This window comes from Sediminicoccus rosea, assembly GCF_033547095.1.
GTDB classification, from domain to species: Bacteria; Pseudomonadota; Alphaproteobacteria; order Acetobacterales; family Acetobacteraceae; genus Roseococcus; species Roseococcus rosea.
The window spans coordinates 1041992-1055432 of sequence record NZ_CP137852.1 but is presented as its reverse complement, the minus strand read 5'-3'; the positions used below and the strand labels follow the sequence as shown (position 1 = coordinate 1055432).

Here is a 13441-nt window from a genome sequence, read left to right as displayed (position 1 = left end):
CACCCTCCCCGCGAAGGCTGGACCATGCGGCGTGGACGCCTATGGACGCAGCGTGATCTAGGCCGGCGCCAGGCTTTCGAACACCACCATGCGATGGCCGCGATGCTGGAACTCGCCGCATTCACGCATGCCGCAATCCGCCAGCACGGCGCGTGAGGCAAGGTTGGTTTCCCGCGCCACGCCGATGATGCGCTTCAGCCCCACCGCATGGCCGAATTCCAGCGCGGCCCGCGCCGCCTCGCGCGCGTAGCCCTTGCCGCGACATTCAGGCCAGAGCGCGAAGCGCACCGCGACACCCCGCCCATCCGGCCGCTCCATGAGCCCCGCAATGCCGAGGAATTCGCCCGTCTCGCGGAGAAACACACTCCAGGTGCCGTAGCCGCGCACCTGCCAGAAATCGATGTCGTCCTCGAGTTCCTCGCGCGTGCGCTCGGGCGTGCGGGTGCCGTGCAGCATGTAGCCGAACACCGCCTCATCCGCCTTCAGCCGGATCAGGTCCGGCAGGTGCTCGAGACCGGGCGGCAGCAGCGAGAGGCGGGCGGTGGTGATGCTGCGCCGCTGGCCCAGGACCTGGGACACCGCCTCAGCCTTCCAGCCGGATCAGGTAGCCGCCGGCCTCGTCGGGCTCGAACTCGGCGAAGCCGGTGGCGATGCGCGCAAGGGGTGCGGCCGCATGCAGGGCGCGGAAGAGCCCATCGGGGCTGCCGGGGCGGATCCAGCCGCGCGGCATGGCGCCGATGCGGATCAGCGCACCCGCGATCACCTGCGCGCAATTGCCGCCGACGGCCAGGAAGAGCGGCGGCTTCTCGGCGATCTCCTGCCAGACGCTCACGAAATCCGCCGCACGGGATTCGCCCACGCGCAGGATGCAGAAGGTGGTGGGGCAGATACGCGCCCGCGCCTCGGCCGCGCGCATGTATTCCGGCCGGTCGCGCAGCAGGGCTTGCGCATCGCGCACCATGCCGGGCGCGATCAGCGCGAGGCGCCGGTCCCGCCTGGTGCGCGCGTAATAGCCCACGGGGACGCCGCGCGGCAGGATCGCATCCGCATGGCCGCCCTCATCCGTGCTGCGCGCGAAGGGCCCCGCCTTGTAGCGGCAGGCGATGCCCACCTCATCAGGACCCACGACGAGCACGCCGGGCGCATAGGCGGATTCGATCATCGGCTACCGCACCAGCGGACGGTACTTGATGCGGTGCGGCTGGTCGGCGGCCGCCCCCAGGCGGCGGCGCTTGTCTTCCTCATAGGCCTGGAAGTTGCCCTCAAACCATTCGACATGGCTGTCGCCCTCGAAGGCGAGGATGTGCGTCGCGAGGCGGTCGAGGAACCAGCGGTCGTGGCTGATGACCACCACGCAGCCGGCGAATTCCATCAGCGCCTCTTCCAGCGCGCGGAGCGTGTCCACGTCGAGGTCGTTGGTCGGCTCGTCGAGCAGCAGGACGTTGTGCGGAACGCGCAGCATCTTGGCCAGGTGCACGCGGTTGCGCTCGCCGCCCGAGAGCACGCCCAGGCGCTTCTGCTGGTCCGCGCCCTTGAAGTTGAAGGCGGCGGTATAAGCGCGGGACGCGATGGAGCGCTTGCCGATGTTGATCGTGTCGTCGCCGCCCGAGATTTCCTCCCAGACGGTCTTCTTGTCGTCCAGGCTGTCGCGCGACTGGTCCACGTAACCGAGGTTCACCGTGTCGCCGATGCGCAGCGTGCCGGCATCCGGCGTCTCCTGCCCGGTGATCATGCGGAACAGCGTGGTCTTGCCCGCGCCATTGGGGCCGATGACGCCGACGATGCCGCCGGGCGGCAGCTTGAAGCTGAGATCGTCAATGAGAAGGCGGTTGCCATAGGCCTTGCGCAGCCCCTCCGCCTCGATGACGGTGTTGCCCAGGCGCGGCGGCGGGGAGATGAGGATCTCGACCTCGCCCGGCCCCTTCTCCTGGCTCTTCTCCAGCAGTTCCTCGTAGCGGGCGATACGCGCCTTGCTCTTGGCCTGGCGGGCCGAGGGGCTGCGCCCGATCCACTCCTGCTCGGCGGCCAGCGTGCGGATGCGCGCCGTGTCCTCGCGGTTCTCCTGCTCCAGGCGCTTGCGCTTGGCCTCGAGGTAGGAGGAGTAGTTGCCCTGGTAGGGGAAGCCGCGGCCGCGATCCACTTCCAGGATCCAGTTGGTCACATTGTCCAGGAAGTAGCGGTCATGGGTGACGACCAGCACGGCGCCCGGATAGTCGCGCAGCGTGTGTTCGAGCCAGGAGACGCTTTCCGCATCCAGGTGGTTGGTCGGCTCGTCCAGCAGCAGCAGGTCGGGCTTTTCCAGCAGCAGGCGGCAGAGCGCCACGCGGCGGCGCTCACCGCCCGAGAGCTTCTCGACCGAGGCCTCGGCCGGCGGGCAGCGCAGCGCGTCGAGCGCGATCTCCACGCGGCGGTCCAGCTCCCAGCCATCGGCGGCGTCGATCGCCTCCTGCAGCGTGCCCTGCTCGGCGAGGAGGTCGTTCATCTCCTCCTCGCTCATCTCCTCCATGAAGCGCTCGCTGATCTCGTTGAAGCGCTTCAGCTGGGCTTCCAAAGTGGCGAAGGCGGCACGGACATTCTCGCCCACGGTCTTGTCGGGATCGAGCTGCGGCTCCTGCGCGAGGTAACCGACGCGAGCCCCTTCCGCCGCCCAGGCCTCGCCGCCGAAATCCTTGTCCATGCCGGCCATGATCTTCATCAGCGTGGACTTGCCCGCGCCATTGGGGCCGAGCACGCCGATCTTGGCATCGGGCAGGAAGGAGAGCGTGATGCCCTTGAAGACCTCGCGGCCGCCCGGATAGGACTTCGTCAGGTCCTTCATCACATAGACATACTGGTAGGCGGGCATGGCTCGGTCCTGCAGGGAAGGAGAGGGATGCGCGGCTTCTATCCCATGACGATGCGGATGGGGAGGGCTTGGCGGTGCTGACCCTCTATCTGGCGCCGGGGTCCAGTTCCATGGCGGCGCATATCGCGCTGCATGAGGTGGGGGCGGAATTCGAGGCGCGGCCGGTCTCCCTGGCGGCACGGGAGACGCGGACGCCCGAATTCCTGGCGCTGAACCCGGCCGGGCAGGTTCCGGTGCTGGTGACGCCGGAGGGGCCGCTGACCGAGGTGGCAGCGATCCTCTTCTGGCTGGCCCGCCGCCACCCCGAGGCCCACCTGCTGCCCGAAGGCGCCATGGCGGAGGCGCGGGCGATCTCCTGGATGAGCTTCCTGGCCGCGACCGTGCACCCCGCCCGGCGGCAGGGGCTGGAGCATGCCCGCACGGTCTGGGCGCAGGCCGAGGCGCGGCTGGGGGATGGGCCCTATGCGCTGGGCGCGGCCTTTTCCATCGCGGATATCCACCTGTTCCGGCTGTTCTGGCGCTTCCGGGGCGGCGCGACGCTGGAGCCGGGGGAATTCCCGCGCCTCACCGCGCATCACGACCGGGTGCTGGCGCGCCCGGCCGTGCAGCGCGTGCTGCGGGACGAGGCCGCGACGGGGTATGAGCTGCCGCGCTGAGTTCAGTGATCCCAGGCGCCATCGTGCAGCGCCACCGCCTCCGCGTCATCCTCCAGCAGCGGGCCGATCACCTCCACCGGGCGTTGGCCGGCCGCCAGCACGGTGCGGCAGGGCAGGTCCAGCGTCAGATTGTCCGGGTGCGGGCCGATGATGCGGCCGAGCTTGTGCTCGCTCATCGCATAGACGAGGCGCCCGATGCCGGCCCAGTAGAGGCTGCCGGCGCACATGGCGCAGGGCTCGGCGCTCACATACATCGTGGTCTGCGCCAGTTCTTCCGCCGTGTAGGCGGCACAGGCGCGGCGGCTCAGCACCGTCTCGGCATGGCCGGTCCGGCCCTCCGTGTCGAAGGCGTTCTCCTGTTCCATCAGCACGCGGCCTTCGGCATCCACCAGGATGGCGCCGAAGGGGTGCTTGCCGTTCTGCCGCGCCCGGCGGGCGACGGCGAGGCTGTGGCGGAGCATGGCGATATGATCGGACGGCATGAATCCAACCTGCCACGCCGCCCGGGCTTGACGGAAGCGGCGCGTGCTTCCGATGCTCGCCCCCGATCGAGGGAGGGCCGCATGAGCGCCGAGGAACCGTTCCACGTCTGGGAATGCGAGCTGTGCAGCTACGTCTATGACGAGGCCAAGGGCGCGCCGGAGGATGGCCTGCCGCCCGGCACCCGCTGGCGCGACGTGCCGGAGACCTGGTCCTGCCCGGATTGCGGCGCGGCCAAGACGGATTTCGTGATGCGCAAGGTCGGCTGAGGGGGCATTCCCCCGCACCCTTCCGCGCCGGCGGGCTTGCGCTTATGAGGGCGCCACCATGGCGCCCGAACCCAACCGATCCCCCCTTGCCACGCCGGACCGCCGGATCGCGGCCCTGCGCCGCCTGATCGCCGATCTCGGCAGCAAGCTCGAGCTCGACCTCGCCGTGCGGCTCTGGGATGGCGAGGCGGTGCCGCTCGGCTCGCGCTGGAGCGGGGACCTGGCGCTGGCCATCAACGACCCAGCCGCCATCACGCGCCTGTTGCGCAAGCCCAAGACGCCGACGCTCTTCGACCTGATGGCCGAGGGGAAGATTGACCTGGAGGGCGGCAGCCTGCTCGCCTTCTCCGATCGCATCGGCAACCGGCGCACGCGGGGGCTGCTGAAGCAGATCGACAAGTTCGCGGCCTTCCGCGCGCTGCTGCCCTTCTTTTTCGGGCCGGGCGAGGCCAACCCGAGCCACGCCTATGCCGGCGCGCAGACGGCACGCTTCGAGGCGGGGCGTGACGACACAGCGCTGATCCAGTTCCACTACGACCTGTCGAACGAGTTCTACGCGCTCTTCCTCGACCCCGAGATGGTCTACACCTGCGCCTACTTCCCCAACGGCAATGACAGCATCGCCGAGGCGCAGCAGGCCAAGCTCGACATGATCTGCCGCAAGCTGCGCCTGCAGCCGGGCGACCGCATGCTGGATATCGGCTGCGGCTGGGGCGGCCTCGTCTGCCACGCGGCGCAGCATTATGGCGCGAAGGCGCATGGCGTGACGCTGAGCCAGGCGCAGTACGATTTCGCGGTGGCGAAGGTGAAGCGCCTGGGGCTGGAAGACCGCGTGACGATCGAGCTGCGCGACTTCCGCAGCCTGGAAGGGATGGAGTTCGACAAGATCGCCTCCATCGGGATGTATGAGGCGATCGGCCTCGACAACCGCGAGGGCTATTTCCGCCAGATCCGCAACCTGCTGCGGCCGCGCGGCATCTACCTGCACCACGCCATCGCGCGCCCGATGAAGAAGAACGAACGGGAGTTCCGCAAGAAGCGTCCGGAATTCGCGGCGCTGGTGAACTACATCTTCCCGGGGGGCGAGCTGGACCACATCGGTGGCAGCACGGATTCCATGGAGCGCAACGGCTTCGAGATCCATGACACCGAGAACTGGCGCGAGCATTACGGCCGCACCTGCCGCATCTGGACCGAACGCCTCTACGCCAACCGCAAGGCCGCCGAGGCCGAGGTGGGGGCCGCCAAGACGCGCATCTGGCTGCTCTATCTCGCCGGCTGCGCGCTGGCCTTCGAGCGCGGGACGGTCTGCATCTTCCAGACCGTCGCCACCAAGCGCACCCGCGGCCCCTCGGGCCTGCCGCTGACGCGGGCGGATCTCTACCCACCGGCCTGAGGCCGCCGCTTCACCTTGTCTTAAGCCGGCCTCGATAGCGTGAGGGACCCCCAAAAAAGGACGGTCCCTCATGATGCTCACCAAACTCTCACGACTCTGGCTGGCGGCCAGCCTGACGCTCGCCGCCATCTTCCAGACGCCCGCCTGGGCGGATCGCAGCCCGATCTTCGGCGGCGCGACCATCGAGGCCATCTCGCAGGAGGCGGCGCGGGACATCACGGCGCGGGGCGAGCTGGCCAACTACTTCGGCGGGCTTGCCGTCTCCTTCTCCTACAGCGCCTATGTCTTCGCGTTCTATGCCCGCTACTACTCGGTGAGCGGCTCCGCGCAGGAGCAGTCCTGGTACACGGCTGCCGCGTGGTACGCCTATTACGCGCATCTCTACAGCGCCTGGGCGGCGGCCTATTCCGCGGCCGGCATGTAGCCGCCCCATGCCATCGCGCCGACAGGATGTCAGGCCCCGCATCGCCAAGAGGGCAAGCCTTTCCGCCGCGCTCCTTCTCCTCGGGAGCGCGGCCTTCCCCGCCATCGCCCAGTCCGACGGCGACCGTGCCGCGCTGATGGAACGCATCCGCCTGCTGGAGCAGCGGCTGGAGCAGCTCGAGCGCTCGCCGCAGCGGACCACGCGCCCGGCGCCCGCCCGCCCCGCCGCAGCAAGCGCCGCCGCCCCTGCGCCAGCCCCGATCGCACCGGTGGCCACCCCCGCCCCGCCCCCCACCGAACCCGCCAGCCGCCTGCGCGACCCGCGCGAGGAGGAAATCCCGCAAGAGGCCTTCGTCTTCCGCGACCAGGCCGTGACGCTTCGCCCCGGCAAGGCCGAACTCTCGCTCGACCTCGGCTACCTGCGGGACCGCCGCACCGTCTCCTCCGACCGCAGCGGCTCCGCCGTGCTGACCGGCCGCGTCGGCCTGCTGGACGGCGTGGAGGCCTCGGTCACCGTGCCCTTCTTCATCGCCACCCGCTCCTTCGAGTTCTCGCCCACCTTCGTGACCGACCGCGAGACGCGGGCGATGGGCGACGTGACCGCGCAGGTGAACATCCGCGGCTGGGGCGAGCGCGAATACCGCCCCGGCGCCGTCTTCACCGCGGCCCTCGTCACGCCGACCGGCCCCTCGCCCTTTGTGAATCCGGAGCAGGGAATCACATCGCAACAGGTTCCGGTGGACATCACGCAGTTCATCTCCACCCGCGCCGCCTGGGCGTTGCGGGGCGGCGTGCAGATGTTCAAGACGGTGGACCCGCTCGTGATCTTCGGGGGCATCGCCTATGAATATGCCTTCCCCGTCGAGCAGTCGGGCATCACCTTCAGGCCGGGCTGGCGCATCAGCTACAATGCCGGGGTCAGCTTCGCGCTGAGCGATCGCTCCACCCTCGGCTTCACCTTCATCGGCAACTACACTGCGGCCCTGCAGGCCAATTCCATCCAGTACCGCGCCACGGCGAGCGAGGCCGCGGTGTTTCGCCTCTCCCTCGTGCAGCGCCTGGCCCAGGGCCTCTGGATCGAACCCTCGCTCGGCATGGGCCTCGTGTCCGAAAGCCCCAATGTCCAGGTCGGTCTCGGCCTTCGCTACAGGTTCTGACGATGCGCCCCTCACGCCGCACCCTCCTCGCCCTCGCCGCCCTGGCGCCCCTCGAGGCCCGCGCGCAGGAACCGCTGATGCGCCGGCCGCAATCCTGGCAGCAGCGGCGCTTCTCGAACGTCGTCCGCCAGGTGCTGGAATTCTCCTGCGGCAGCGCCTCGCTCGCCACGCTGCTCACCCACTACCTGGGCCGCCCCACCAGCGAGGCCGAGGTGATCGGAATGCTCATGCGCCGCTACCCGACCGAGGCCGAGTGGCACCGCAAGCAGGAGACCGGCTTCTCCCTCGAGGACCTGATCTTCGCCGCCGGCCAGCTCGGCTTCTCCGCCCAGGCCGCCCGGATCGAGGTGCGCGAGTTGCCGCGCATCGCCGGCCCCGTCATCATCCATCTCGACAAGGGCGAGTGGGAACACTTCTCCGTGCTCCGCGCCAGCCGCGACGGCTTCCACTACCTGGCCGACCCCATCCGCGGCCAGGTCACCATGCTGGATGACGAGTTCCGCCGCGAATTCACCGGGGCCGTGCTGGCCGTCTGGCGCCGTGGCGACGGGCTGCCCAACACCTCCCCCCTCCAGGCCGTGCGGGACGGCGTCTCGGTCGAGACCAGCCTCGCGCGCGCCATCCAGGGCATGGTCATGCCGCTCACCAGCTTCCCGATCCCCTATTGATGCGGGCCCTTCCCCCGATCGCGGCGTTGCTCTGGCCGGGCCTCGCCATGCTCCTGTGGCCGGCCTCAGCCTGGGCCGATCCGCGCTGCGCGCGCTTTGGGCAGCCGAGCTACACCGCCACACGCGTCACCTCCTGGGGCGCCGCGCCCCCGGTCACCGCGCAGATGTTCCAGGCCGGCCCGAAGCTGCGCCTCGAGACCCCCGCCCCGGGCGAGGCCCGCCTCGTCACCCTCATGACGCCGGGGCTGCATGCCGTCTTCGCCACCAATGCCAGCCCGCCCGTGGCGCTCCGCATGCCGCCCCCGCCCAGCCCCGCGGCACGGCGCGAGCGGCAGGAGGCGCAGCGCGGCGGCGTCCTCGTCATCCAGGAGGTGCAGGGGGAGAGCGGGCAGTGGCATGAGGTGGCGCGCCACCTCTGCCGCCGCGACGGCGTTCTGCTGGAGGCGCGCCAGCTCCAGCCCGGCCCCGAGGGGCCCATGATCCTCGAAACCCGCCAGAGCGGGATCCGCATGATTTCGGCGGATCCCACCCTGTTCCAGTTGCCGGCCGGGTTCCGCCTCATCGAGGCCCCGGCCGCGCCCATCAGTCGGCGAACTGACCGGCCGCCTGGATGACCGGGCGCCAGCGCGCCACATCGGCCGTCCAGAAGGCGCGGTGCGCCGCCGGCGTCGCCTTCTCCTGCGGCACCGGCTCGGTGCCCAGGTCCGCGAAGCGCCGGATCAGGCCGGGATCGCGCAGCGCCACCTGCAGCGAGCGCGAGAGGCGCGTCACCAGCTCAGGATTCGTACCGCGCGGCGCGTAGAGGCCGTGCCACACGCTCACCTCGAAGCCGGGCATGCCCGCCTCGATCGCCGTCGGAACGTCGGGCAGCGAGGCGACGCGGCTGTTCGTCGTCACCGCGAAGGCCTTGATGGTGCCGGCGCGGATGTGCTCCGTCGTGTTGGTCGTCTGGTCGCACATCAGGTCCACCGTGCCGGCCACCAGGTCGTTCATCGCCGGGCCCGTGCCGCGATAGGGCACCGTGGTCAGCGGCACGTTCATCGCCTGCTGGAACAGCAGCCCGCACAGGTGCGAGGCCGCGCCCACGCCGGCATTGGCGAGGTTGATCTTGTCCCGCTCGCGCCGCACCAGCGCCACCAGCTCCGCCAGGTTGTTCGCCGCGATGTTGCGCTTGGCCACGATCGTCATCGGCACTTCGGTGATCATGCCCACCGTCTCGAACCCGTTGATCGGGTCATAGGCCAGGCGGCGATACAGCGTCGGGATGGTGCTCATGCCGATGTGGTGCACCAGCAGCGTGTAGCCATCCGGCCGGGCCTGCGCCGTGCGCTGCGCGCCCAGCGTGCCGCCCGCCCCGCCGACATTCTCGACCACGACGGACTGGCCGAGGTCACGGCCCATCGCCTCGCCCAGCAGGCGGGCCACCGTGTCGGTCGGGCCGCCGGCCGCGAAGGGGACGATGATCGTGATGGGGCGGCTCGGATAGGCCTGGGCCGAAGCCAGCGCGGGGGCCGCCAGACCGGCAGCGACAAGGGCCGGCAGCTGGCGCCGGGTCAAACGGGGCATGCGATCCTCCTCAGGAACTTCTTGGGGTGGCCGTGAAGTGATGGCTTCTTCGTCATGTTCAACGGGATTTGCAATGGGAAAGCGACTGGCCGCGCGCCCCGGGATTGTCTATCCGCCATGCATGCCACGCAGCCTTCGCCCGTGACCCACCTGCCATGACCACCGCCGAGGATTTGCTGCAGCGCGGCATCGCCCGCCATCGCGAGGGAAGGCTGGACGAGGCGGTGAGCCTCTATCGCCGCGCGCTCCGCCTCGCCCCGCACCACCCGGATGCCGAGAACCTGCTGGGCGTCGCCGCCCGCCAGAAGGGCGACCTGCCCGCCGCCCTGGCCCATGCCGCCCGCGCCGTGGCCGCGGTGCCCGACAGCCCCCTCTTCCTCGCCAACCAGGGCGCGGCCCTGGCCGAGGCCGGGCGCCTGGCCGAGGCCATCGCGGCGCTGAGCCGCGCCGTCACCCTCAACCCCGCCGATGCCATCAGCCTGCGGAACCTGGGCCAGGCGCTGACCGCCGCCGGCCGGCCCGAGGCGGCGCTGCCCCCGCTCGAGGCCGCGACGCGCCTGCACCCCGACGCGCCGGAGCCCTGGCTGGCGCTGGCCCATGCCGCCCGCGAGGCGAACCAGCCCGACCTCGCCCGCGCCGCCGCCGCCCGCGTGCGCGGGCCGCTGGCCGAACAGGCGGGCTTCCTGCTCGCCGCCCTCGGCGCCGCGCCACTCCCCGCCCGGGCGCCAGCGAGCTACGTCCGGGAGCTCTTCGACGCCTTCGCGCCGCGCTTCGATGCGGAGCTGGAAGGCGCGCTGGGCTACCGCACGCCCACCTTGCTGGCCGCGATGATCGAGGATCTGCCCCGGAATCCCCCCTTGGGCCGCGTGCTCGACCTCGGCTGCGGCACCGGGCTGTCCGGGCTGGCGCTCAAGCCCTTCGCCACCCGGCTGGAAGGCCTGGACCTCTCGCCCCGCATGCTGGCCGAGGCCCGCGCCCGCAACCTCTACGCCACCCTGCACGAGGCCGACCTGCTGGACTTCCTGCCGAAACACCCGGCCCGCTACGACCTCATCGCCGCCGCCGACGTGCTGAACTACCTGGGCGACCTGACGCCCGCCTTCACCGCCATCGCCACCGCGCTGAAGCCCGGCGGCACCGCCCTCTTCAGCCTGGAAACCGGCACGGACCCCGTGGCGCTGGGCGAAGGGATGCGCTTCCGCCACAACCCGGACCACGCCCTGAGCCTCGCCACCGCCGCGGGCCTGACCTTGGTGCGGCGGGAGGATGCGGTGCTGCGGCAGGAGAAGGGCGCGGCGGTGCAGGGGGTGCTCATACGAGCCCGCAAGTAACGAAGGGGGCGTCGCCCCCTTCACCCCCACCAGGAAGCCAGCTTCCTGGACCATGATCTATAGCCAGGCTTCGCGAACCTCGCGGGGGATGCGTCTCCGGCCCCCGGCGAGGCTGTGCAGCGCCTTCAGCGCCTTGATCATGCGCAGCACGCCGGCCAGATCCTCCCGCCACCGCGCGAATTGCGCGGCGATGGGCATGCGACGGATGATTTCGGACAAATCCGGGTCCGGCATCATCAAGGGCGGCCCCGGCAAGGCGCGGAACAGCCCGAGCCGCCGCACCAGCGCGATCAGCGCAATGCCCCGGATGCGAATGGCCCGCCGCGCCGCCCGGCAGATCAACCCCTCCAGCTGCCGCAACACCGAACCCGGCCGCGCGGCCGCGAGCGCCACCAGCAGCCGCTCCCACACGCCCGCATGCGTCAGCCGCCGGAAATGCCGCGCGACCGAGGCGCCCTGGCCATAATGCGCCGGCAAATCCCGCCAGGGCCCCTCCGTCGCCGCCACCCGGAAGATCGCATCCATCCGCGCCCGCTGGTCACAGGGCCGCCCGCGCTGCGGCATGGGCAGATAGATGGAGAGCACCGTCCACTGCTCATCCGTCAGCTTGTCATAAGGCACGAGAATCCAGGACGGCCGCCGGGGGCGCGGGCCACGCGGATAGACCCGGGGCTCTCGGAAGATGGCAGGGAGGAGGAGGTCGAGTTCGTCGCGCATCGGATTTTATAGCGCGAGCCATGGAACAAAGCAAGAACTTAGTGAGCAGTTGTGGAACTCGCGGATCACCAGTCAGCTATGGCAGATCAATCAATTTCTATGCTAAGGATTTTAATTCACTCCCCATCCCCACTGCAGAGACCCGGCCAGCGCGCTCGGCACACTTTCACAACCTCAAACTCTTCGCGCCAAACCGAAACGCCAATGGAACTATTCCAAATAATAATAGGCAATGCACGAATTCCGTTCTATAAGTATCCGCTCTCTGCTTTGAACAAGCATAATCGGAGCAAATCTGATGGCTACTGTTTACCATACAGTGCACTATCGCTTATTTAGCATTGTTGGAGCCAATATAAACAATGAATCGTTGGAGTCCCTTTGCAGAAAATCGTTAGATTCAGCAGATTCAGCAAAGAGGAAACTTTGGATTCGCCCAGAAGATCGCTTCTGTAAGATTGCAGAAAGTGATCGCCAGGTACATCTGAACAAAGTAGCAGATCTGACCGACGCAATCATTGGCGAAATGTGCCTTATACAGGAAAACGATTTACAAGCGCTGCTATCAAGTAAAGCGTCTACGGTAAAACTTTCGAAAATAACAACTGCAGGTGTCTACAATTTAGATGAACGTACCGCTCCGACCGGCACCCAGTTTGTTCGTGGCATGGCGTACTGGATGGCTATCGGAAATCATCTCTTTTTCGTTAAGACGCACGGCATGACCGCCGAATTCATGCATTTTTATTTTTCGTGGCTTTTTCAGGTGCAAACCGCAACGCTCACCCCGGAGACGGGGTTCGTATTGAAGGCCGAATTCGACAGATCACAATTAGCTGGCGATATCGGGGATATCCGAGCGCTTCGTGTGAGCGGAAAATCGGCACCCCAGGTAACCGTGGTTGCACCCCAGGCCCCGGCAGCGCCCCAGGGCCGACTGAGGCGAACCGCCCGGCGCGTAGTTGAGAAGGCCGCTGAATTTGAACAGGCCGTACCCATTGTGAGGGCGCTACTCGGACCTGATCGCGCAGAAAGTCTTGTGGCGAGCCTGGGCAAAGGCGAGTATCTTTCGGTTGATGCGTCGGTCAAAGTCATGGGCAGCCGAAGCACTGAATCTCGCGAACAAATGCGTGAGATAGCAAACGAAATAGCGGATTGGACTGACGCTAAAGTCCAAGCCGAAGGGAAAGATGGCAAGCTGTCAGGTGGTGATATTATCCTTCGCACAAATATGCCATTTGATCTTCCGCATGAAGGCAGCAACCTGCTTGAATTTGATCATGTAGCCGATCAATTGCGAGAAGTTTACGGCCGATTTGTAAAAGATCGAAAGATTGATGCCTAATGAATCGCATCCTAACCTTACTTCTGTGCCTATCAGGTGCATGGGCATTTGCTCAATATGTACCGATTGAGCATATTTTTTCTGGATTACAGCCGCTAATTGTCACACTTTCAATAATTGTTGCCGCCGTTTTTGTTCGCCTAAATAGAGGCATGCCAACCTTAGAATGGAAATCCCTAGAACCAAACAAACGAGCAAAACTAACCACGAAAATTGTAGAGATTACCTATGAGTATGCCGCAATAGTAGCGTCTTCAGCGGTCGCCTGTCTATTTCTTTTGGCTCTCGCTATAGCTGGACAAGATGAAATAAAAATTTGGAGCAGATCGTCGAGTAAACTCATAGTTGGCCTTGTTGGGTTTACGATATGTATATCAATTATAAGGATGATTTATGTTGTTTGGCGAGACATCGATGTCGTCAAACTACAGAAAGAATTGATTGATACGGCGGCGTCAGATCAACAATATAAAGAGAATAATGAAATTGCTGATAAAAAAATCGAACGCATGAAGGAGAGTGCTGTCCAAGGCCCCAAAGTGAACCCGCCTACTCCGTGGGAAAAGTAATGACCAGATCGAACGCTAG

Annotated in this window: 16 protein-coding genes; 10 read left to right on the top strand and 6 right to left on the bottom strand. The window is 67.2% G+C overall.

All coding sequences use genetic code 11. The annotated features are described in order from the left end of the window. Positions 1-57: 57 nt before the first annotated feature. Genes R9Z33_RS04980 through ettA form a run of 3 tightly spaced genes read right to left on the bottom strand, consistent with a single transcriptional unit; the run spans position 58 to position 2845 of the window. On the bottom strand, positions 58-579 hold the full coding sequence (locus R9Z33_RS04980; protein WP_318650197.1) for a GNAT family N-acetyltransferase: 522 nt from the start codon (positions 577-579) through the stop codon (positions 58-60). Between the two features lie 4 nt (positions 580-583). After that, complete coding sequence (locus R9Z33_RS04975) at positions 584-1162, bottom strand: hypothetical protein (RefSeq protein ID WP_318650196.1); 579 nt, start codon at positions 1160-1162, stop codon at positions 584-586. Positions 1163-1165: 3 nt separating this feature from the next. Then, positions 1166-2845, bottom strand: coding sequence for an energy-dependent translational throttle protein EttA (gene ettA / locus R9Z33_RS04970; RefSeq protein WP_318650195.1), 1680 nt, complete (start codon positions 2843-2845; stop codon positions 1166-1168). 74 nt (positions 2846-2919) lie between these two features. Between ettA and R9Z33_RS04965 the strand changes: the two genes are divergently transcribed. Beyond that, positions 2920-3501: a glutathione S-transferase family protein gene (locus R9Z33_RS04965; RefSeq protein ID WP_318651614.1), complete on the top strand. Its 582-nt coding sequence runs from the start codon at positions 2920-2922 to the stop codon at positions 3499-3501. Positions 3502-3503: 2 nt separating this feature from the next. On the opposite strand, the gene R9Z33_RS04960 is transcribed toward R9Z33_RS04965, so the two are convergent. Then, a complete protein-coding gene (locus R9Z33_RS04960; protein WP_318650194.1) occupies positions 3504-3983 on the bottom strand; it encodes a nucleoside deaminase in 480 nt (159 codons plus the stop codon). An 81-nt stretch (positions 3984-4064) separates the two neighbouring features. On the opposite strand from R9Z33_RS04960, the gene R9Z33_RS04955 reads away from it, so the two are divergent. The 6 genes from R9Z33_RS04955 (at position 4065) to R9Z33_RS04930 (ending at position 8508) form a co-directional block, all read left to right on the top strand. Next, positions 4065-4250, top strand: a complete 186-nt coding sequence (locus tag R9Z33_RS04955; protein WP_318650193.1) for a rubredoxin — start codon at positions 4065-4067, stop codon at positions 4248-4250. 58 nt (positions 4251-4308) lie between these two features. Next, on the top strand, positions 4309-5646 hold the full coding sequence (locus R9Z33_RS04950; protein ID WP_318650192.1) for a cyclopropane-fatty-acyl-phospholipid synthase family protein: 1338 nt from the start codon (positions 4309-4311) through the stop codon (positions 5644-5646). 70 nt (positions 5647-5716) lie between these two features. Continuing rightward, positions 5717-6070, top strand: a complete 354-nt coding sequence (locus R9Z33_RS04945) for a hypothetical protein (RefSeq protein ID WP_318650191.1) — start codon at positions 5717-5719, stop codon at positions 6068-6070. A gap of 136 nt (positions 6071-6206) precedes the next feature. Beyond that, positions 6207-7226 (top strand): transporter family protein, encoded by a 1020-nt coding sequence (locus tag R9Z33_RS04940; protein ID WP_318650190.1) that lies wholly within the window; start codon positions 6207-6209, stop codon positions 7224-7226. A gap of 2 nt (positions 7227-7228) precedes the next feature. Beyond that, positions 7229-7894, top strand: a complete 666-nt coding sequence (locus tag R9Z33_RS04935) for a C39 family peptidase (RefSeq protein ID WP_318650189.1) — start codon at positions 7229-7231, stop codon at positions 7892-7894. Beyond that, a complete protein-coding gene (locus tag R9Z33_RS04930; protein WP_318650188.1) occupies positions 7894-8508 on the top strand; it encodes a hypothetical protein in 615 nt (204 codons plus the stop codon). Before R9Z33_RS04935 ends, R9Z33_RS04930 begins: the two co-directional genes overlap by 1 nt. On the opposite strand, the gene R9Z33_RS04925 is transcribed toward R9Z33_RS04930, so the two are convergent. Further along, positions 8477-9460 carry a tripartite tricarboxylate transporter substrate binding protein BugD gene (locus R9Z33_RS04925; RefSeq protein ID WP_318650187.1) on the bottom strand — a complete coding sequence of 328 codons (984 nt, stop codon included), beginning with the start codon at positions 9458-9460 and terminating at the stop codon, positions 8477-8479. The two genes, R9Z33_RS04930 and R9Z33_RS04925, sit on opposite strands and share 32 nt — an antisense overlap. 155 nt (positions 9461-9615) lie before the next feature. Between R9Z33_RS04925 and R9Z33_RS04920 the strand changes: the two genes are divergently transcribed. Beyond that, the gene (locus tag R9Z33_RS04920) at positions 9616-10791 is read left to right on the top strand and encodes a tetratricopeptide repeat protein (RefSeq protein WP_318650186.1); all 1176 of its coding nucleotides are present in this window, start codon (positions 9616-9618) and stop codon (positions 10789-10791) included. Positions 10792-10848: 57 nt separating this feature from the next. On the opposite strand, the gene R9Z33_RS04915 is transcribed toward R9Z33_RS04920, so the two are convergent. Then, positions 10849-11508, bottom strand: coding sequence for a transposase (locus R9Z33_RS04915; RefSeq protein WP_318650185.1), 660 nt, complete (start codon positions 11506-11508; stop codon positions 10849-10851). 298 nt (positions 11509-11806) lie between these two features. Here R9Z33_RS04915 and R9Z33_RS04910 point away from each other — a divergent pair, with 298 nt between their 5' ends. Both R9Z33_RS04910 and R9Z33_RS04905 read left to right on the top strand, forming a co-directional pair. Further along, on the top strand, positions 11807-12853 hold the full coding sequence (locus tag R9Z33_RS04910; RefSeq protein ID WP_318650184.1) for a hypothetical protein: 1047 nt from the start codon (positions 11807-11809) through the stop codon (positions 12851-12853). Further along, positions 12853-13422: a hypothetical protein gene (locus R9Z33_RS04905; protein WP_318650183.1), complete on the top strand. Its 570-nt coding sequence runs from the start codon at positions 12853-12855 to the stop codon at positions 13420-13422. Before R9Z33_RS04910 ends, R9Z33_RS04905 begins: the two co-directional genes overlap by 1 nt. Positions 13423-13441: the final 19 nt, after the last annotated feature.

What these genes read in the sequence shown, in the direction of transcription:
- R9Z33_RS04975 (WP_318650196.1), bottom strand. Translation starts at nt 1,162, where the DNA reads ATGATCGAATCCGCCTATGCGCCCGGCGTGCTCGTCGTGGGTCCTGAT.
- ettA (WP_318650195.1), bottom strand. Translation starts at nt 2,845, where the DNA reads ATGCCCGCCTACCAGTATGTCTATGTGATGAAGGACCTGACGAAGTCC.
- R9Z33_RS04960 (WP_318650194.1), bottom strand. Translation starts at nt 3,983, where the DNA reads ATGCCGTCCGATCATATCGCCATGCTCCGCCACAGCCTCGCCGTCGCC.
- R9Z33_RS04955 (WP_318650193.1), top strand. Translation starts at nt 4,065, where the DNA reads ATGAGCGCCGAGGAACCGTTCCACGTCTGGGAATGCGAGCTGTGCAGC.
- R9Z33_RS04950 (WP_318650192.1), top strand. Translation starts at nt 4,309, where the DNA reads ATGGCGCCCGAACCCAACCGATCCCCCCTTGCCACGCCGGACCGCCGG.
- R9Z33_RS04945 (WP_318650191.1), top strand. Translation starts at nt 5,717, where the DNA reads ATGATGCTCACCAAACTCTCACGACTCTGGCTGGCGGCCAGCCTGACG.
- R9Z33_RS04940 (WP_318650190.1), top strand. Translation starts at nt 6,207, where the DNA reads ATGGAACGCATCCGCCTGCTGGAGCAGCGGCTGGAGCAGCTCGAGCGC.
- R9Z33_RS04935 (WP_318650189.1), top strand. Translation starts at nt 7,229, where the DNA reads ATGCGCCCCTCACGCCGCACCCTCCTCGCCCTCGCCGCCCTGGCGCCC.
- R9Z33_RS04930 (WP_318650188.1), top strand. Translation starts at nt 7,894, where the DNA reads ATGCGGGCCCTTCCCCCGATCGCGGCGTTGCTCTGGCCGGGCCTCGCC.
- R9Z33_RS04925 (WP_318650187.1), bottom strand. Translation starts at nt 9,460, where the DNA reads ATGCCCCGTTTGACCCGGCGCCAGCTGCCGGCCCTTGTCGCTGCCGGT.
- R9Z33_RS04920 (WP_318650186.1), top strand. Translation starts at nt 9,616, where the DNA reads ATGACCACCGCCGAGGATTTGCTGCAGCGCGGCATCGCCCGCCATCGC.
- R9Z33_RS04915 (WP_318650185.1), bottom strand. Translation starts at nt 11,508, where the DNA reads ATGCGCGACGAACTCGACCTCCTCCTCCCTGCCATCTTCCGAGAGCCC.
- R9Z33_RS04910 (WP_318650184.1), top strand. Translation starts at nt 11,807, where the DNA reads ATGGCTACTGTTTACCATACAGTGCACTATCGCTTATTTAGCATTGTT.
- R9Z33_RS04905 (WP_318650183.1), top strand. Translation starts at nt 12,853, where the DNA reads ATGAATCGCATCCTAACCTTACTTCTGTGCCTATCAGGTGCATGGGCA.